This window comes from Bacillus sp. BACIII (assembly GCF_057836745.1).
In genome coordinates this window covers 1721451-1740500 of record NZ_CM174437.1, presented here as the reverse complement: position 1 = coordinate 1740500, position 19050 = coordinate 1721451, and the positions used below count along the sequence as shown (strand labels likewise).

The following is a 19050-nucleotide window of genomic DNA, read 5'->3' as shown; positions in this document are numbered from 1 at the left end:
TGCATGTTTCATCCTTTTTTAATATAATTTGTTAGAATATTCATAATTTAATATCGGAATTTTAAATAAAAAAGGAGGCATTATATGAAACTGTATCTATCTGTAGACATGGAGGGGATTTCCGGACTGCCGGATGAAACATTTGTCAATTCCCGCATGCACAATTATGAGCGCGGCAGGGTTCTGATGACCGAAGAAGCAAACTGGTGCATCGCTGAAGCGTTTAATAACGGATGCACGGAAGTGACCGTAAATGACAGCCATTCTAAGATGAATAATCTGCTTGCAGAAAAACTTCATCCTGAGGCAGAGCTGATCACGGGGGATGTCAAGCCGTTTTCTATGATGCAGGGGCTTGATGAATCATATGCGGGCGCGATGTTTATCGGCTATCATGCAAGAGCCTCGATGCCGGGCGTCATGTCACACAGTATGATTTTCGGCGTGCGCCATTTTTACATAAATGATAAGCCGGTCGGTGAACTGGGGCTGAATGCCTACCTCGCCGGATTTTACGGCGTCCCGGTTATCATGGCAGCAGGAGACGATTGCGCCGCAAAAGAAGCGGAGGAGCTGATACCGAATGTGACGACTGCCGCTGTCAAACAAACCATTTCAAGAACCGCTGTCAAATGCCTGTCTCCTCAAAAAGCCGGGCGGCTCCTGACGGAAAAAACAGCTTATGCGCTCAAAAATAAAGATAAGGTCAAGCCGCTGACACCGCCTGATCGACCTGTATTAGGCATTGAATTTGCCAACTACGGACAGGCTGAATGGGCCCATTTAATGCCGGGCACAGAAATTGTACCGAAAACGACAACCGTTCAATTTCAGGCAAAAGACATGCCGGAAGCTTATCAGGCCATGCTCGTCATGACAGAACTCGCCATGAGAACAACATTCTGTTAAAGGGGTGAACGGCATGCTGCGGTATTTTATCAAACGTTTTATCGCCATGATTGTGACCGTGCTCGTCATCACCACTCTGACATTTGTCATGATGAAAGTGATACCCGGCTCGCCTTTTAACGAAGAGCGGGGCACAAACGAAGCGGTCCAGCGAAATCTCGAATCCTACTACCATCTGAACGAACCTCTTATCACTCAATACGCCATTTATCTAAAATCCATTCTCACCTTTGATTTCGGTCCTTCAATCAAAAAACCGTCAGACAGTGTAAACGCCATGCTTGAACGCGGATTTCCCGTTTCCTTTGAGCTTGGGATAACGGCGATCATCATCGCAGTTATATCAGGGCTCGCGCTCGGCATAACGGCCGCTCTCAGACGCGGCGGCTTTCTCGATTATGCAGCCATGAGCCTTGCGGTGCTGGGGATTTCCATTCCGAATTTTATTATGGCGACACTGCTGATTCAGCAATTCGCTGTTCATCTGAAATGGTTTCCGGCAGCCACCTGGACGAGTCCCATACATATGGTGCTGCCGACTGTGGCGCTTGCCGTCGGCCCTATGGCCATTATCGCGAGGCTGACAAGGTCAAGCATGGCCGAAGTGCTGACTCAGGATTATATCCGCACGGCAAAAGCAAAAGGTCTTTCCCCTGTCAAAATTGTCATCAAACACGCCTTGAAAAATGCTCTTATGCCCGTTGTGACAGTACTCGGCACGCTTGCTGCAAGTATCCTGACGGGCAGTTTCGTCATCGAGAAAATCTTTGCCATTCCGGGAATGGGCAAATATTTCGTGGAAAGCATCAATCAACGTGACTACCCGGTGATTATGGGAACGACCGTTTTTTACAGTGTGATTTTGATCGTCATGCTGTTTCTGGTTGATTTGGCATACGGCCTGCTGGATCCGCGCATAAAACTTCATAAGAAAGGGTGAGCCTGATGAATCTCCCGCAAGAAACGGTAAAACACACAGAAGTGCCAGATGACTGGTTTCAGCCGGGCATGGAAAGAAAGGGTGAAACCGAGTCGGTGAAGCGTCCGAGCCTGTCTTACACACAGGATGCGTGGCGGCGGCTTAAAAAGAACAAATTGGCGATGGCCGGCCTTGTGATTTTATGCTGCCTGTTTCTTTCAGCTGTGTTCGGTCCGCTGATATCACCGCATAGTGTGACGAGGCAGACGCTCGCCGAGCAGAATCTTCCGCCGTCTTTTTCACATTGGTTCGGAACCGACGAACTGGGACGGGACGTGTTTACAAGAACGTGGTACGGAGCGAGGATCTCTTTATTTGTCGGTGTGATGGCGGCATTAATTGACTTTTTGATCGGCGTCATTTACGGCGGCATCTCCGGCTACAAAGGTGGGCGGACAGACAGCACCATGATGAGAATCATCGAAGTTCTCTACGGCTTGCCGTATCTGCTCGTTGTCATTTTGTTAATGGTGCTGATGGGACCGGGGCTCGGTTCCATCATCGTCGCTCTGACCGTGACGGGATGGGTCGGCATGGCGCGGATTGTCAGAGGGCAGGTGCTGAGGATGAAGCATGATGAACACGTGCTTGCTTCGAAAACGTTTGGAGCGAAAACATTTCGGATCATTAAGAAAAATCTGCTGCCGAATACGATGGGAGCCATTATTGTCCAAATGACGCTGACGGTGCCGGCGGCGATTTTTGCGGAATCATTTCTAAGTTTTCTCGGACTCGGCATTCAGGCGCCGTTTGCAAGCTGGGGCGTCATGGCAAACGACGGGCTTCCGGCGATTTTATCAGGCCATTGGTGGCGGCTGTTTTTCCCCGCCTTTTTCATTTCCTTAACGATGTACGCGTTTAACGTGCTTGGAGACGGCTTGCAGGACGCGTTAGATCCGAAACTGAGGAGGTAGGGAAAATGACGCAGCCAATTCTATCAGTTCAAAATCTGCATGTTACTTTTTCGACATACGGCGGCACCGTAAAAGCCGTCAGAGGCGTCGGCTTTGATTTATATAAAGGTGAAACGTTTGCGATCGTCGGTGAATCGGGCTGCGGAAAAAGCGTGACGTCACAAGCCGTGATGGGTCTTCTTCCGAAACATTCGGCAAAGATTGAATCCGGAAGCATACAATTTAAACAGAAAGACCTTTGTCAAATGACGGAGCGGGAAATGCGGGGAATTCGGGGGCGCGACATTTCTATGATTTTTCAGGACCCGATGACGGCGCTCAATCCGACGTTAACCATAGGGGAGCAGCTTTCGGAAGCGCTGTTGGAACACCGCGCCATGACGAGAAAAAAAGCTGAATCCGAGGTTCTCGCCATGCTGGATCTGGTCGGAATCCCTGACTCGAAATCCCGCTTGAAGCAGTATCCTCACCAATTAAGCGGGGGCATGCGGCAGCGGATCGTGATCGCGATGGCGCTGATCTGTGAGCCGGAAATCATGATCGCCGATGAACCGACAACGGCTCTTGATGTGACGATTCAAGCGCAAATCCTTGAATTATTTAAGAAGATTCAAAGAAAAACAGGCGTATCTATAATTCTGATCACGCATGACCTCGGTGTTGTCGCTCAAACCGCTGACAGGGTCGCCGTCATGTATGCGGGAAAAATCGCCGAAATCGGCACGAGGCATGATATTTTTTACCGGCCGGCTCATCCCTACACAAAGGGGCTGCTCCGCTCAGTGCCGCGGCTGGATATGGAGGACAGTGAGCTTTCGCCGATTGACGGGACTCCGCCTGATTTATTCGATCCGCCGCCGGGCTGTCCGTTTGCCGCCCGCTGTCCGGACAGGATGATCGTCTGTGAAAAGGTATATCCGGAAACAACCGTGAAATCCAAAAGCCATTTCGTCAATTGCTGGCTTCAGGATCACCGTGCCGAGCGGCTGAAGCACAAACAGCTGACGGCACCAGAGGAAAAAGGGGGATTCAAATGAAAAAGAAATGGGCGATCGGAGTGATTGCTGTTGTTTCGTTTGCTTTGATGGGCTGTACGGCCAATGAGCAGGCGGGGACAGAACCCGGCAAAGCAAAAGAACAGGGGGGCGAATCGGTGCTCCGGCTCAATAACGAAAATGAGCCGACCTCACTTGACCCGCCGATCGGATTTAATAATGTTTCCTGGCAGCCGCTGAATAACATCATGGAAGGTTTAACGAGGCTTGGAAAAGATAATAAGCCCGAACCGGCTATGGCGGAAAGCTGGAAGGTGTCCGCTGATAAGCTGACATATACCTTCAATATCCGTAATAACGCCAAATGGACAAATGGCGATCCCGTCACGGCGGAAGACTTCGTCTACGCCTGGAAACGGATGCTTGATCCGAAAACGGGCGCATCATCCGCATTTCTCGGCTACATGATCAAAGGCGGGGAAGAATTTAACAGCGGAAAAGGCAAAAAAGAAGACGTGAAAGTTGAGGCAAAAGATAAAAAAACACTGGTCGTCACATTGGCGGCACCGCAGGATTATTTTCTCAGTGTCGTGTCCAATCCGGCGTATTTCCCGATTAATGAAAAGGCCGCCAAGGCTGATCCGAAATGGTTCACTGAAGCGAAAACCTTTGTCGGCAACGGACCGTTCAAGCTGACGGAATGGAAGCATGATGACAGCATGACGATGGTCAAAAACGAGACGTATTGGGATAAAAAGACGGTGAAACTGGATCAAGTCACATGGGCGATGGTCAGTGACCGGAATACAGACTATCAAATGTTCCAGTCGGGGGATTTGGATACCGCTTTCGTGCCGGCAGAGCTGAGTGAGCAGCTGATGAGCGGAAAAAACGTCCGCACGTGGGATCAGGCCGGACTTTATTTCTATCGCTTTAACGTAAAAATGGAGCCGTTCCAAAATGAAAAGATCAGAAAAGCGTTTGCTGCAGCTATTGATCAAAAAGAAATCACGGATTATGTGACCAAAAACAGGGAAAAGCCGGCGCATGCTTTCGTATCTCCGGGATTTACGCAGCCTGACGGGAAAGATTTCCGCGAAGCGGGCGGCAGTTTATTAACCCCGAATGAATCAGAAGCCAAAAAACTGCTGGAAAAGGGCATGGCAGAAGAGCATTATGATAAGCTGCCTGAAGTCACACTGACATACAGCACAAAACCGGAGCATAAGAAAATAGCGGAAGCGATGCAGCAGAAGCTCAAAAGTGTGCTCGGTATAGACATTAAGCTCGCCAATATGGAATGGAACGTCTTTTTAGAGGAGCAGAAAGGACTGAAGTTCCAGTTTTCTCAAAGCTCATTTTTACCGGATTACGCAGATCCGATCAGTTTTCTTGAAGCCTTCCAGACGGGGAATTCCATGAACCGCACAGGATGGGGCAGCGCGGATTACGACGAATATATCAAGCAGGCAAAACAGGAAGCCGATGCAAAAAAACGTTTTGCGCTCATGCATAAAGCGGAAAAGCTGCTCATGAACGAGGCACCGATCATTCCGATTTATTTTTACAATCAGGTGCATCTGCAGAACAGCGGCGTGAAAGGGATTGTCCGGCATCCCGTCGGTTACATTGATCTGAAATGGGCGGAAAAGTCCTGATATCACAACGGAAACAAATACCGCTCTTTTGACGTTAAAGGAGCGGTCTGTTTCACTTTTCAATCCATGGAAAAGGAGATTGAAAAAGCCATGAACTATAAACCGAAAGCACTGCAAAAAGGCGACACGATCGGTGTGATTGCCCCTGCGAGCCCGCCTGAGAGCGGGACGCTGCAAACCGCGCTGCTTTTTTTAGAAGATGAGCTTGGTCTTCAAGTGAAACTCGGCCGGGCGCTGAAAGCCCGTCACGGCTATTTGGCGGGAGAGGACCGCGCGCGTCTCGATGATCTTCATGACATGTTTAGCGATCAGAAAGTCAAAGCAGTGATATGCGCGTGCGGAGGATTCGGCACGGGCCGCATTGCCGCTGATATCGACTTCGGCTTAATCCGCCGCAATCCGAAAATTTTCTGGGGATACAGCGATATTACGTTTTTACATACCGCCATTCATCAAAATACAGGACTCGTCACATTTCACGGCCCGATGCTGAGTACGGATGTCGGGCTGGATGATGCTGATCCGCTGACAAAGGCGTCATATCACCAGCTTTTTGCAGAAACGGAATTCACCTATACGGAGGACATTTCCCCCTTAGAGGTGCTGACAGACGGAAGAGCCGAGGGAGAGCTTGCGGGCGGCAATCTATCCCTCGTTACATCGACACTCGGCACGCCGTTTGAAATTGATACAAAAAACAAATTGCTGTTTATCGAGGATATTGATGAGGAACCGTATCAAATCGACAGAATGCTGAATCAATTAAAAATGGCCGGAAAACTGTCAGACGCAGCAGGAATTTTGGTCTGTGATTTTCACCAATGCGAACCGAAGAATAAAGAAAAGTCTCTTACTTTAGAGCAAGTGCTGAACGATTACATTGTTAAGTCAGGAAAGCCTGCGCTTAAAGGCTTTAAAATCGGCCATTGTTCACCGAGCTTCGCCGTTCCGATCGGAGCCCGCGCGGTTATGGATACGGCGGCCAAAGCGGTAACGATTGAATCGGGGGTTTCGGGAAGGGAGTGATCAGGCGTGAGGATAACAGATATTCAAACGGGGCGGATATCCGTCCCGCTGAAAAAGCCGTTTAAGACCGCAATGCGCACGGTATACCATGCTGAATCGGTCATTGTGAAGCTCACATTTGACAACGGTCTGACCGGCTGGGGCGAGGCACCGCCGACGGTTGTGATTACAGGCGACAGCGTAGCCGGTATTGAAAGCGCCGTCTGCGATGTGCTGAAGCCCGCTCTCTTGGGGCGGAGCCTTTCCGGCATGGAAGCTGTGCTGTATGATATCAGCCGGCTATTGGAAAGGAATCAAAGCGCAAAAGCCGCTGTAGATATGGCTGTATATGACGGATGGGCGCAAATGCACGGGCAGCCGCTTTACCGGCTGCTCGGCGGCTATCGGAATACACTGGAAACGGATTTTACCGTCAGCGTCAATTCTCCAGAGGAGATGGCGGGGGACGCAGACCATTATGTAAATAAAGGGTTTCGTATTTTAAAAATAAAAGTCGGCATAGGTGATATATCAGACGATTTGGCGCGGATTCAGGCGGTCAGATCACGTGTCGGCGCAAACGTCAAACTGAGACTGGACGCGAATCAAGGCTGGACGCCGAAAGAAGCCGTGACCGCGATCCGAAAGATGGAAGACGCCGGACTCGGCATTGAGCTTGTCGAACAGCCTGTTCACAAAGACGATATCGGCGGGCTGAAGCAGGTCACCGATGCCGTAGACACGCCGATTATGGCGGATGAGAGCGTGTTTACGCCACGTCAGGCCTTTCACGTGCTGCAGACGAGAAGCGCCGATTTAATCAATATTAAGCTGATGAAAGCGGGCGGCATCAAGCAGGCGGAAACAATCAATGCGATGGCGGAAACGTGCGGTGTGGAATGCATGGTCGGCAGCATGATTGAGACCAAGCTCGGCATCACCGCCGCAGCCCATTTTGCAGCGGGCAAACGCAATGTGACAAAGTTTGATTTTGATGCGCCGCTTATGCTGAAAAATGATCTCATTAAAGGCGGCATCACATACAGCGGCAGCCAGATTACGATCCCCGATAAACCGGGTCTCGGCATTACCGGTGTGTCGGTACAAGAGGAGGCGAAACAATGAGTGCAGCCGTAACTGCGGCGGCAGCCAACATATGGACGCTGCCGTCATCTCCCCGTTCGCATGATGCACCGATGCTCGAAAACCCGCCCAAGATCAGAAAATGGCTGGCGGCTATGGGATATGAAGAGCGGCTCCAATTATGCACGGCAAATCTTGTCCAAACGCAAGTGCTTTTCGGAGAAGAGGTGATCATTCTCAAAGAAGAAGGAGAGTGGGCTTTTGTTGCCGTTCCCGGTCAGCCTTCAAAAAAGGACACGCGCGGATATCCGGGCTGGATGAAGAAAAGCCAGCTTTCAGCATCCGGCTTTCAAACATCTTCTCCTGCCGTCTGGATTACCAAACCGACAGCTTTTTTATATCACACAAACGGCGAACCGGACTTGGAAGTGAGTTTCTTAACGCGTCTTCCGGCATCAGGACGTGGAAAAGGCTTTTTTCGCGTGATGACGCCGCTCGGGGAACGGCTCATAAATGAAGCTGACGCAGACGAATTTCGGCATACGGAAGGGCGCGCCGCAGATGTTATCGAAACGGCAATGATGTTTCTCGGGCTTCCGTATTTATGGGGAGGACTGAGCGGTTTCGGGTTTGATTGCTCCGGATTGATGTATTCGATATTTAAAGCAAACGGCTATACCCTTCCCCGGGATGCCCGGGACCAGGCAAAAGCGGGACGCGGCGCAGAAGTAAACGATATCCGGCCGGCAGACCTTTTGTTTTTCGCCTATGAAGAAGGAAAAGGCGCGATACACCATGTCGGTTTGGCGCTTGGAGACGGCAGGATGCTCCACTCCCCGAAAACGGGAAAAGCCATCGAAGTGCTGCGTTTGAAAGGAACCGTCTATGAAAAAGAATTATGCACCGTACGCCGCTGTATAAGCGAAAAGGGGGAATGAATATGACGGCATCTCCGCTCCTTGAAGTCAGCGGGCTGAAAATGCATTTTGACGCCGGAAGAAAGAAAGCCGTCAAAGCAGTCGACGGTGTCAGTTTTCACATTCAAAGAGGGGAAACATTCGGACTCGTCGGGGAATCGGGTTGCGGTAAATCGACGCTCGGAAGGGTTATTCTCCGTCTGTATGACCCGACGGCCGGGTCGGTATCATATGAAGGGACGGACATACACCGTGCCGCGGCAGAACAGCGGTCCGTCCTCTTCCGCAAGCTGCAGATGATTTTCCAAGACCCTTACGCCTCGTTAAATCCGCGTTTGACCGTAAGGGAAATTATTATGGAGCCGATGGAAATCCATAATCTTTACAATACACGTAAAGCCCGGCTGATGATGGCCGATGAACTGCTTGAATCTGTCGGGCTTCATCCGGATTTCGGCAGCCGGTATCCCCACGAATTCAGCGGCGGACAGAGGCAGAGAATCGGGATTGCCAGAGCGCTTTCTCTGCACCCCGAGTTTATCGTGGCGGATGAGCCGATTTCCGCGCTTGATGTGTCCGTACAGGCCCAGGTCGTCAACCTGTTAAAAAGGCTTCAGAAAGAGAAAGGGCTGACATTTTTATTTATAGCCCACGATTTATCAATGGTTAAGCATATCAGCGACCGGATCGGCGTGATGTATTTGGGGCGCATGATGGAAATCACAGAAAGCGCTGCGCTTTATAAGGAACCGCTTCACCCTTACACGAAGGCGCTTTTATCCTCAATCCCGATTCCTGATCCGCTTCTTGAGGACAAGCGTGAACGGATCATTCTGAAAGGGGAGCTGCCGAGTCCCCTTAACCCGCCGAGCGGCTGTGTGTTCAGGACGCGATGTCCTGAAGCGATGGAGATCTGCGGCAGAATAACGCCTGAGCTTGAGGAAGTGAAGACAGGGCGTTTTGTCGCCTGCCACTTATATAAAAAAGAAAGCTGACCTTATGCCGTCAGCTTTCTTTTTGATTAAACCTGATGGAGAAATGACACGCAGACCGGATACGGAACCGGTACGTCGGATTGAAGCAGAGTCAGTCCGCCCGTTTCGGGGTCACGTTCAAACAAAACCAGATTTCCCGTTTCTTCATTTGACGCGACAAGGAATGTTTCGGACGGATCAAACGCGAAATCACGCGGCCAGTTTCCTTCTGTCGGCACCCATTCAATAAGAGACAATTCACCGGAATACTGGTTGATCTTAAAGATGGCGATGCTGTCATGTCCGCGGTTGGCCGCATAAAGAAATCTGCCGTCTTTAGATATGCGGATCGCGCTGCCCTGCGATTTGTCCGTAAATCCTTCAGGCAAAGCGGAAATGACCTGAAGCTCTCTGAATTCACCTAAGGTCGGGTTGTATTCAAGCGCAATGACTTCATTGCTGATTTCCGTCATGACATAGGCGTATTTCTCCGCCGGATGGAAAACGATGTGGCGCGGCCCTGAACCGGGCGCGAAAGAATGGGTTTTCACCTCAGTGAGCGCACCGTTTTTCATTTGGTACGTATACAGCGTATCCGTCCCTAAATCGAGGGCTGCAATGTAGTTATGCTCAGGTGTATAGCCTGCGAAATGGGCATGCGGTTTCTCTTGTCTTTCATGAGGGCCGGTCCCCGCATGAGCGGCTTCGGCTGCCGGCTCCCGCAGGCTTCCGTCCTCATTGACCGGAAAGGCGTGCACTTTTCCGCTGTGGTAATTCGCGGTTAACACATATTCATGTTTCTCATCAATGCTGACGTGGCACGGTGACGGGCCTTCAATCAGCTGATGGTTCACAAAAGTTAATTCCCCGCTGTTCTGATGAATCTGATAGGCTGCCACGCCGCCTTTACCGTCTGCTTTTTCAATGGAATACAGCATGCTGTTATCAGAGTTCGGTGTGACGTACGTCGGGTTGCCGAGCTTTGCAGCCAGCTTCGGCCGGCTGAGCCGTTTTGCTTCTGTATCAAGTTCAAAACAATAAATGCCTTCGCTTCCGCCTTTTGTATATGTTCCTGCATATCCTATGTACTTCGCCATTCGGTTTCCCCCTTTAAGTCTTGTCTTCTCTATATTAACGTATCTTGAAGGAAACTGCCTTGTAAATGTTTAAGATGTTCTGACAAGCGGAAGGGTGCAGCAGCGGAAGGAACCGCCTGATTTAATAATTTCGGAAAACTCGGTTTCAATGACTGTATATCCTCTTTTTCTAAGCTCGCGGTTCGTATGACGGTGCTGGGGCAGGCTGATAATTGTCTGATTCCCGATGGACAGGATATTCGGGCCGAGCGTAAATTGCTCTTCTTCAGGCACTTCTATCAGCTCAAAACGTTCGGCGAGAAGATCAATTTCTTTTTGCCCCAAGCCATTTTTGCAGTATAGCGCCTCCGTTTCCGAGATCATATTAAATACACAGTCCAAATGTAAGAAATCCGACTTGAGAGGGATCGGCACAACGGTCATCTCCGGCAGCGCTTCCTGCAGCTCCCGGACAGCCGTTTTATCCGTGCGCTCGCTCAGCCCGGCATAAACAGTGCCGTCTGCGATCATGACGTCGCCGCCTTCAATGTTCGCTTTTCTGAGCCGTGTATAAGGGATGTTCTCCTCGTCAAGCAGGTTTTGAAAGACTTTTTCTTCTCCCTGCCTGACTGAAGCCGCCATGCTTGAAATAAACGCCGTCTCTCCTAAGACAAATCCGATATCCCGGGTGAATACCTGCTCGGGCAATCCGGGATCTGCGGGAAGCAGGACGACTTCAATCTGATGGGATTTTAAAATGTCAATAAATGCATCATGCTGTTTGAGGGCGGCGGGGATGTCAATATTTTCTTGTTTGAAATGTTTTTGTGTTCCGTTAATAATATCTTTGATGGCCATGTGTTCCGGCCGGCATAAGATAACGGTCTTCAAAGCATCATATTCACTGCGGCATGCCGGTTTCTGTGTGGATTTGGTAATGGATACGTCCATGTGACAGCCTCCTATCAGTAATCAATGTGCGTTTATTATTCCCGGATGCGATGATTAATGAAACATTTCTGATAGAATATCTAACCAACTTAACATTTAAAATTTTAGACAAAATGGTCAAATTATTGTTTAATAAAGTACAGATGCAGTACGACCAGACACAAAGGGGAGTTTAAATCATATGAAGTTGCCAGAATCAAGGTTTTGCAAAGAAACAAGGGTTGTCAAGACAAGCAGGGTTTTTCCGCTCGATACGAATAATCACAATACGCTGTTTGGCGGAAAGCTGATGAGCTACATAGATGATATCGCCTCAATTTCCGCAGCCCGCCACTGCCGATGTGAAACAGTCACGGCCTCAATGGACTCTGTAGATTTCTTGCGCCCGATCGGCCAACAGGATTCCGTATGTCTTGAATCCTACGTCACATGGGTCGGCACATCGTCTATGGAGGTGTTTGTCAAAGTCATTAAAGAGCATTTGATGACGGGTGAACGCGAGCTTGCGGCAACGTCGTTTCTGACCTTTGTCGCGCTTGATTTAAACGGGAAATCGGTGGCCGTTCCGCGGATCGTGCCTGAAACCGAGGAAGAAATCATGCTTCACAAGACGGCCGTTCAGCGCGCCGGAGAACGAAAAAACCGCTTAACACACAGCAAGGCCCTGGCTGAGGCGCTTGGAACAGATAAGCCCTGGTAATCAATCGTCAAACCGCTTTTTTAAAAAGGCGGTTTTTTTACGCTGAAAAAGGACTTTTCCTGCCGGATCCATAATCTATTACAGGGAAAGGAGCGTGGCGTGTATGATGAAACATAAATCTTCCGGCACCATCCTGACAACCGGGCGTATCCGCCTGCGGACCATGCGGGATGACGATGAAGACAATTTGTACGGGCTGTTTACCGACAAAGAGGTCATGAAATATTATCCTTCTCTTAAAAGCAGGCGTGAAACGAAGGAATGGATTGCCTGGAACAAACGGCTGGCCAAAGGATACGGCGTCAGTCTTTGGATCGCAGAGGATAAAGAGACGGGCGCATTTCTCGGTCAATGCGGAATCGTTCCGCAGACGGTAAACGGAAACACATTGATGGAAATCGGCTATATGGTTGCCCGCAGCCTCTGGGGATGCGGTTATGCGACGGAGGCTGCAAAAGCCTGTCTGGACTACGGTTTTCATACACAGCAATACGGACGCATCACGGCGCTGATTGACCCGGATAATCTTGCTTCCGTCCGCGTCGCGGAAAAAATCGGCATGGTGCCAGGAGAGACTGTTAACAAATGGGAGAGGCAGCTGACGGTTTTTGATATCACATCTGGCGTTGAACGTTTCGGCGAAATGTAGTATGATACGAACAGACATGTTTTCTAGGGTTCCGCATGTTCATACATGGCCTGGTCCGAGAGAAAACACATATGCGGACATATTCCCGCGTATGCACACGGAGGGAAAAAAGCCCGGGAGAGTCAATCTCATGTGAGACGACTATCCGGGCTTTTTGTATTGTCCGGAAACAGAAAGGGTGAAGAACATGAAATGGGGTTTAGTGGTCATAGCGGCCGTATTTGAAGTTGTATGGGTCACCGGCCTGAAACATGCTGATTCGGCACTGACGTGGAGCGCCACAATTATGGGAATCATCATCAGTTTTTATCTATTAATCAAGGCGACAAACAGCCTGCCCGTTGGAACGGTATATGCGGTCTTTACCGGACTCGGGACAGCGGGCACCGTGCTTAGTGAAATTTTGCTTTTCAAAGAGCAGGCCGATCCGGTGAAAATCGTGCTGATCGGCGTTTTGCTGATCGGTGTCATCGGATTAAAACTGGTCACACAGGATGAGCCTGAGACGAAGGGGGAGAACGCGTAATGCATTGGATCAGTCTGATTGCCGCGGGCCTTTGTGAAATGCTCGGGGTCATTTTAATGAATCAATTCCAGAAAGAAAAGAAAGTCAAATGGATTCTTTTCATTATCGTCGGATTCGCGGCTTCTTTTTCCCTGCTTTCTTATGCGATGGAGACGATTGCGATGGGAACGGCCTATGCGATCTGGACCGGTATCGGCACGGCGGGCGGCGCTTTAGCCGGCATTCTTTTCTACGGCGAGCAGAAGGATGCGAAGCGCATCTTTTTCATTGCGCTTATTTTGTGCGCCGCCGCAGGGCTGAAAATTCTATCATAAATTGATTTTTATCAAATTTTCAGTATAATCTATAATAAGTTACGAATTATGAAGATACGAGGGATTAAAGCATATGAATTCATATATGACACAGCGGCTGAAAGAATACCGCGACGGGAATGAGGAAAAAGGGCGCCTGCTTGTCAGCTGCCCCGATCAGCCGGGAATTGTATCGGCTGTGTCCGCGTTTTTGTTTGACCACGGCGCAAATATTATTGAATCAAATCAATATACGACTGACCCTGAAGGCGGACGTTTTTTCTCAGAATTGAATTCGACTGCAAGGGCATTCGTGAGAAAAAAGAGGATTTAAAGCAGGCGTTCACTTCAATCGCCCAGACATTCGGCATGACATGGAGCCTCTCTCTGGCAAGTGAGCTGAAGCGCGTGGCAATCTTTGTATCCAAAGAGCTGCACTGCCTTCATGAACTCATTTGGGAGTGGCAAAGCGGCAATATGATGGCCGAAATTGCTGTCGTCATCAGCAACCATGAAGAGGCGAAAGAAGTGGTCGAGCCGCTGAATATTCCGTTCCATTACATGAAAGCCAACAAAGACATCCGCGCCGAAGTGGAGCGGCGCCAGCTTGAGCTTCTGGAGCGGTATGAGATTGATGTGATCGTTCTTGCCCGCTACATGCAGATTTTGACGTCAGATTTTGTATCTGCCCATCCGAATCGGATTATTAACATCCACCATTCATTCCTGCCGGCCTTTATCGGCGCTAATCCGTATAAACGGGCTTATGAGCGCGGAGTGAAATTAATCGGGGCGACATCTCACTATGTGACGGACGATCTTGACGAAGGCCCGATTATTGAACAGGATATTGAACGCGTCGATCACAGAGATCACGCGGAGGATCTGAAGAATATCGGCAGAACCATTGAGCGCAGCGTGTTGGCGAGAGCCGTAAAATGGCACTTGGAAGACCGTGTCATCGTTCACGGAAACAAAACGATCGTATTTAATTGATAGCGGCCCGCCGGGGAGGCAGGCTGTTTTTATGGATAAAAATGTCTTGACAAGAACCTTTTTTCTTTGCATAATATAAAAAAATCATTGAGCGTTGAAGAGGATCAGTACGCAGAAATTTCTGTGACAGAGAGCAAAATGGCCCGCTGAAACATTTTGCCGCATGAAACCTGCCGAACCTGCCTTGGAGTCCTGAGGGGAAAACTCAGGCGCGATAACCTGGCGTTACAGGAAAGCGGGACGCGTGCAAAACGCGTTCAAACAAGGTGGTACCACGGAAAGCCCATTTCGTCCTTATTTTTCAGGACGGAATGGGCTTTTTTTATTGAAGAAAGCCGGTTTGGATTGATTGCCACGGAGGAGAAACGATGAAAAAGCAAAGAATTGTTGTGAAAATCGGGAGCAGCTCGCTCACCAACAGTAACGGAAGCATTGATGAAACCAAAATCAAAGAGCATACGGAAGCCATTTCATTATTAAAAGAAGACGGGCATGAAGTCATTCTCATTACCTCAGGCGCTGTGGCCGCGGGTTTTTCCGCTCTCGGCTATCCGTCGCGCCCCGTTACGATAAAAGGAAAGCAGGCGGCTGCCGCGGTCGGCCAGACGCTTTTAATGCAGCAATACATGGACCATTTAAAAAGATATGGTCTGACGCCGGCGCAAATTTTATTAACAAGAAATGATTTCTCAAAAAGAGAGCGGTACAGAAATGCGTACGCTACGGTAATGGAGCTGCTGGAGCGGGGAGTCGTGCCGATTATCAATGAAAATGATTCCACATCTGTCGAAGAGCTGACGTTCGGTGATAACGACATGCTGTCGGCGCTTGTGAGCGGTTTGATTCATGCAGACCAATTAATGATTCTCACAGACATTAACGGCCTGTACGATGCCAATCCGAATGAAAACCCGGACGCAAAGCGGTTTGACTATCTGAATGACATCACACCTGAATTGCTCGGGTATGCCGGATCAACAGGCTCAAAGGTCGGCACCGGCGGCATGAAGTCAAAACTTCTCGCCGCCCAGACCGCATTGTCGCTTGGAGTGAAGGTGTTTATCGGAACCGGCTCCGGACGGGAAAAACTGAGGGTGATTTTAGACGGAAAAGGTGACGGCACATATATCGGCGATAAAGAGCTGTCCTCAGTGAATAACACACGGCAATGGATCATGTTTCATTCTCCGATATCAGGAGAAATCATCATTGATGGGGGAGCGGAGCAGGCGATGATCCATAACGGGTCAAGTCTGCTCCCGGCCGGTGTCGCCGATGTCTGCGGCAGTTTTCCGAAAGGGGCTGTGGTGGAAGTCAGAGGGCCCGCCGGCATCATCGGAAAAGGCCAGACGCAGTACTCATCCGATGAGATTTTAGAAGCTAAAGGGAAGCGGAGCGATCAGCTTCCGGACACGAAGCAGGTGGAAGTGATTCACAGAGATGATTGGGTGAATTTATTTGACGAGGGGGAAAACAAATGAGTGAAGTATTGCAAAAAGCAGCCTTGGCAAAAGCAGCCGCTGCCGAAATGGTCATGAAAACGACGGCTGAAAAAAACGAAGCGCTCCAATGTATCGCAGACGGACTCAGAAATGAACGCCGGCTGATTTTAACAGAGAATCAGAAAGATATTGAAGCAGGACAGAAAAGAGGATTGACACCTGACATTATTGACAGGCTGACTCTTGATGAAAAACGCCTGCTCGATATCGCGGACGCTGTGGAACTGTTAATCGGTCTTGAAGATCCCGTCGGTGAGTCGTTGGAGACCATTCAAAAAGAGAATGGATTATCCATTGAAAAAATCCGCGTGCCCCTCGGAGTAGTGGGCATGATCTATGAGGCCAGACCGAACGTTACCGTAGACGCGGCCACACTCTGCCTGAAAACCGGAAACGCGGTTGTGCTCAGAGGAAGTTCTTCCGCCGTCCACAGCAACATAGCGCTTGTCAGTGTGATGAAACGCGCACTTGGGCTGTCAAAGCTTCCGATTGATGCCGTTCAGCTCATAGAAGATACAAGCAAAGAAACCGCCAAACAGCTCTTTACATTAAATGACGGGCTGGATGTATTGATCCCGCGCGGCGGCAAAAATTTAATTGATCTTGTGGTCAGGGAATCCACCGTACCCGTGTTAGAAACCGGAGCGGGAAACTGCCACGTGTACATAGATGAGTCCGCAGATCCAGATATGGCAAGCGAAGTCGTCATCAACGCCAAAACACAGCGTCCTTCCGTCTGCAACGCGATTGAATCTCTTTTGATTCATGAAAAATGGGCCGAAGAACACGGGCGAAAGCTGCTGAATCAGCTGACAGAAAAAGGGGTGGAGCTCCGAGGAGACCAGGTGATTTGCAGATTGGAACCTCAAGCGAAACAAGCAGAAGAAGCCGATTGGGGAGCGGAGTACCTGGCGCCGATTCTCAGTGTGAAAACGGTGCAGGACGTACAGGAGGCTGTCCGCCACATTCAGCAGTACGGCACAAACCATTCAGAAGCCATTCTGACGGAGAACGCCGAGCATGCGGCATACTTCCAGACGGCCGTAGACGCCGCTGCCGTGTATCATAATGCTTCAACCCGGTTTACAGACGGTTTTGAATTCGGATACGGGGCCGAAATCGGCATCAGCACGCAAAAGCTTCACGCGAGAGGGCCGATGGGGCTTCCGGCGTTAACATCTACAAAAATCATCATCAAAGGAAACGGACAAATTCGAGTATAGTCTCTTAAGCTTATCCTGAAAAAAGGGTAGGCTTTTTTTATACAGAAAGATTGACGATTCACTATATATTGTGTAAAATTTAATTGTACAAAATATAAAAGAGGTGAATTCACATGACAAAACCATTATTTACAGCAACAGTATCAGCCGCCGGCGGACGGGAGGGAAAAGTCACGTCTTCTGACGGTGTGCTGAATCTTGATGTTGCCATGCCGGGAACGCCAAGAGCGAAACGTCTCGAACACGCCACAAACCCTGAACAGCTGTTTGCTGCAGGGTACTCAGCCTGCTTTGACAGCGCCCTTCAGCTCGTAGCGAGAAAAGAGCGCCTGAGTATTGAAACAGAGGTCACTGCGCATGTCAGTCTGCTGAAAGATGAAGCAGATCAAGGATATAAACTCGGCGTTACGCTTGAGGTTAAAGCATCCGGCATTGAGAAACAGGAGCTGGAAGCACTTATCCAAAAAGCGCACGGTGTCTGCCCGTATTCAAAAGCGACGGCAGGAAATATAGAAGTAAAGCTTCTGGCAGCAGAATAAAAATAAGGATGCCCCGAATGGGCATCCTTATTTTACGCCGTGCAGCGTTTTCAAAACCTCATAAAGCGACTGCTTTACCTGCTTTAATTCCTCTTTTGACAGTCCTGTCTGTTCCAGCATGGCAATGGGAATATCCGCCGCCGTTTTCTGCATGGCCCATCCTTCATCTGTCAGCCTGATCGTCACGGAGCGCTCATCTTCAGGCGACCGCCTTCTTATAATGATTCCGCGCTGCTCCATCCGTTTCAGCATCGGTGTCAGCGTTCCTGAATCCAGGTGCAAAAGCTCACCCATCCGTTTTACATTCAGTTCTTCATGCTCCCATAATAAAAGAAGCGCCAAATATTGCGGATAGGTCACATTGAGCTTATCAAGCAGCGGCTTGTACCGTTTCGTCATTTCCCTTGAGCTTGCATACAGCAAAAAGCAAAGCTGATTCTCCAGTTTCATATGTTCAAATTCTTTTTCTGCCATAACTTCTTCACCAACTCTTTGTTTGTTAACGTTACCCCTATTGTAGCCGAAAAACGGCCCATTTCCTATTCTAATATGTTTAAAAATATGAGCATGGGTAATATAAACAATAAGTACAATGAGGAGGCTGATAATTATGGCATTATTTACTGCAAAAGCGACCGCAGTCGGCGGACGGTCAGGACATATTAAATCCGAAGACGGGGTGCTGGATTTTGACATCATCATGCCGAATGCAAAAAAAGACGGAGAAACGGGCACAAACCCTGAACAGCTTTTTGCGGCAGGATATGCTGCCTGCTTCGGGGGAGCGCTTGAGCTCGCTGCCAAAAAACAGAATATCGACATGACCTCTGAAATTGAAGGGCAGGTCAGCCTTTTAAAAGATGAGAGTGACGGGGGATACAAAATCGGCGTAACGCTCGTCATTGATACAAAAGACCTTGATAAAGAAACGGCGGAGAAGCTTGTACACGCCGCTCACGAGTTCTGTCCGTATTCAAAAGCGACAAGAGGAAATGTTGACGTAAAACTTGAACTCAAATAATTAAACGAACGAATATCCCGGATATAAAATCCGGGATATTTTATTAACGAAAACATCAGTAATGAACTCTTCTCCCCCGGAATAAGAATACGATATAGCACTTTTGCATAATGACACCAAGAGAAACGAGGGAGAAATCG

At 49.3% G+C, this 19050-nt stretch carries 20 protein-coding genes, 1 pseudogene, 1 riboswitch and 1 other annotated feature; of the genes and pseudogenes, 18 read left to right on the top strand and 3 right to left on the bottom strand.

Annotation, left to right across the window (positions count from 1 at the left end; translation table 11 throughout):
• Nucleotides 1-84 precede the first annotated feature (84 nt).
• The 9 genes from ACXN9U_RS08135 (at nt 85) to ACXN9U_RS08095 (ending at nt 9455) form a co-directional block, all read left to right on the top strand.
• Nucleotides 85-909: a M55 family metallopeptidase gene (locus ACXN9U_RS08135; RefSeq protein WP_060962993.1), complete on the top strand. Its 825-nt coding sequence runs from the start codon at nt 85-87 to the stop codon at nt 907-909.
• Between the two features lie 13 nt (nt 910-922).
• A complete protein-coding gene (locus ACXN9U_RS08130) occupies nt 923-1849 on the top strand; it encodes an ABC transporter permease (RefSeq protein ID WP_489202412.1) in 927 nt (308 codons plus the stop codon).
• A gap of 5 nt (nt 1850-1854) precedes the next feature.
• Nucleotides 1855-2802, top strand: a complete 948-nt coding sequence (locus ACXN9U_RS08125; RefSeq protein ID WP_489202411.1) for an ABC transporter permease — start codon at nt 1855-1857, stop codon at nt 2800-2802.
• Between the two features lie 5 nt (nt 2803-2807).
• The gene (locus tag ACXN9U_RS08120; protein WP_489202410.1) at nt 2808-3839 is read left to right on the top strand and encodes an ABC transporter ATP-binding protein; all 1032 of its coding nucleotides are present in this window, start codon (nt 2808-2810) and stop codon (nt 3837-3839) included.
• On the top strand, nt 3836-5455 hold the full coding sequence (locus ACXN9U_RS08115; protein WP_060962989.1) for a peptide ABC transporter substrate-binding protein: 1620 nt from the start codon (nt 3836-3838) through the stop codon (nt 5453-5455). The genes ACXN9U_RS08120 and ACXN9U_RS08115 overlap by 4 nt, the downstream gene beginning before the upstream one ends.
• Nucleotides 5456-5521: 66 nt before the next feature.
• Nucleotides 5522-6481 (top strand): S66 peptidase family protein, encoded by a 960-nt coding sequence (locus ACXN9U_RS08110; RefSeq protein ID WP_167388677.1) that lies wholly within the window; start codon nt 5522-5524, stop codon nt 6479-6481.
• A 6-nt stretch (nt 6482-6487) separates the two neighbouring features.
• Nucleotides 6488-7585: a mandelate racemase/muconate lactonizing enzyme family protein gene (locus ACXN9U_RS08105; protein WP_489202409.1), complete on the top strand. Its 1098-nt coding sequence runs from the start codon at nt 6488-6490 to the stop codon at nt 7583-7585.
• Nucleotides 7582-8481 carry a C40 family peptidase gene (locus ACXN9U_RS08100; protein WP_489202408.1) on the top strand — a complete coding sequence of 300 codons (900 nt, stop codon included), beginning with the start codon at nt 7582-7584 and terminating at the stop codon, nt 8479-8481. The genes ACXN9U_RS08105 and ACXN9U_RS08100 overlap by 4 nt, the downstream gene beginning before the upstream one ends.
• Nucleotides 8482-8483: 2 nt before the next feature.
• Nucleotides 8484-9455: an ABC transporter ATP-binding protein gene (locus tag ACXN9U_RS08095; RefSeq protein WP_016936410.1), complete on the top strand. Its 972-nt coding sequence runs from the start codon at nt 8484-8486 to the stop codon at nt 9453-9455.
• A gap of 26 nt (nt 9456-9481) precedes the next feature.
• Here ACXN9U_RS08095 and ACXN9U_RS08090 read toward each other — a convergent pair whose 3' ends face one another.
• Nucleotides 9482-10531, bottom strand: a complete 1050-nt coding sequence (locus ACXN9U_RS08090; RefSeq protein WP_489202407.1) for a lactonase family protein — start codon at nt 10529-10531, stop codon at nt 9482-9484.
• A gap of 69 nt (nt 10532-10600) precedes the next feature.
• Complete coding sequence (locus ACXN9U_RS08085; protein ID WP_489202406.1) at nt 10601-11461, bottom strand: dimethylarginine dimethylaminohydrolase family protein; 861 nt, start codon at nt 11459-11461, stop codon at nt 10601-10603.
• A gap of 181 nt (nt 11462-11642) precedes the next feature.
• Between ACXN9U_RS08085 and ACXN9U_RS08080 the strand changes: the two genes are divergently transcribed.
• The 8 genes and pseudogenes from ACXN9U_RS08080 to ACXN9U_RS08045 all read left to right on the top strand — a co-directional run bounded on the left by ACXN9U_RS08080 (nt 11643) and on the right by ACXN9U_RS08045 (nt 17889).
• Nucleotides 11643-12161, top strand: a complete 519-nt coding sequence (locus ACXN9U_RS08080; RefSeq protein ID WP_060962984.1) for an acyl-CoA thioesterase — start codon at nt 11643-11645, stop codon at nt 12159-12161.
• Nucleotides 12162-12264: 103 nt separating this feature from the next.
• Nucleotides 12265-12810: a GNAT family N-acetyltransferase gene (locus tag ACXN9U_RS08075; protein WP_060962983.1), complete on the top strand. Its 546-nt coding sequence runs from the start codon at nt 12265-12267 to the stop codon at nt 12808-12810.
• A 12-nt stretch (nt 12811-12822) separates the two neighbouring features.
• A riboswitch (guanidine-I (ykkC/yxkD leader) is annotated at nt 12823-12932 on the top strand.
• Between the two features lie 65 nt (nt 12933-12997).
• Entirely contained in the window at nt 12998-13336 is a 339-nt protein-coding gene (locus ACXN9U_RS08070; RefSeq protein ID WP_060962982.1) for a DMT family transporter, read from the top strand.
• Entirely contained in the window at nt 13336-13650 is a 315-nt protein-coding gene (locus tag ACXN9U_RS08065; protein ID WP_060962981.1) for a DMT family transporter, read from the top strand. The genes ACXN9U_RS08070 and ACXN9U_RS08065 overlap by 1 nt, the downstream gene beginning before the upstream one ends.
• A 73-nt stretch (nt 13651-13723) precedes the next feature.
• A pseudogene (gene purU / locus ACXN9U_RS08060) lies at nt 13724-14625 on the top strand (formyltetrahydrofolate deformylase).
• 85 nt (nt 14626-14710) lie between these two features.
• Nucleotides 14711-14924, top strand: a binding site (T-box leader).
• Between the two features lie 69 nt (nt 14925-14993).
• Entirely contained in the window at nt 14994-16106 is a 1113-nt protein-coding gene (proB, locus tag ACXN9U_RS08055; RefSeq protein ID WP_060962980.1) for a glutamate 5-kinase, read from the top strand.
• The gene (locus ACXN9U_RS08050) at nt 16103-17350 is read left to right on the top strand and encodes a glutamate-5-semialdehyde dehydrogenase (RefSeq protein ID WP_060962979.1); all 1248 of its coding nucleotides are present in this window, start codon (nt 16103-16105) and stop codon (nt 17348-17350) included. Before proB ends, ACXN9U_RS08050 begins: the two co-directional genes overlap by 4 nt.
• A 113-nt stretch (nt 17351-17463) precedes the next feature.
• Entirely contained in the window at nt 17464-17889 is a 426-nt protein-coding gene (locus ACXN9U_RS08045) for an organic hydroperoxide resistance protein (RefSeq protein ID WP_049628340.1), read from the top strand.
• Nucleotides 17890-17916: 27 nt separating this feature from the next.
• Here the strand turns inward: ACXN9U_RS08045 and ACXN9U_RS08040 are convergent, their stop codons facing one another.
• Nucleotides 17917-18363 carry a MarR family winged helix-turn-helix transcriptional regulator gene (locus tag ACXN9U_RS08040; protein WP_047475364.1) on the bottom strand — a complete coding sequence of 149 codons (447 nt, stop codon included), beginning with the start codon at nt 18361-18363 and terminating at the stop codon, nt 17917-17919.
• Between the two features lie 136 nt (nt 18364-18499).
• On the opposite strand from ACXN9U_RS08040, the gene ohrB reads away from it, so the two are divergent.
• Nucleotides 18500-18910, top strand: coding sequence for an organic hydroperoxide resistance protein OhrB (gene ohrB / locus ACXN9U_RS08035; RefSeq protein ID WP_060962978.1), 411 nt, complete (start codon nt 18500-18502; stop codon nt 18908-18910).
• Nucleotides 18911-19050: the final 140 nt, after the last annotated feature.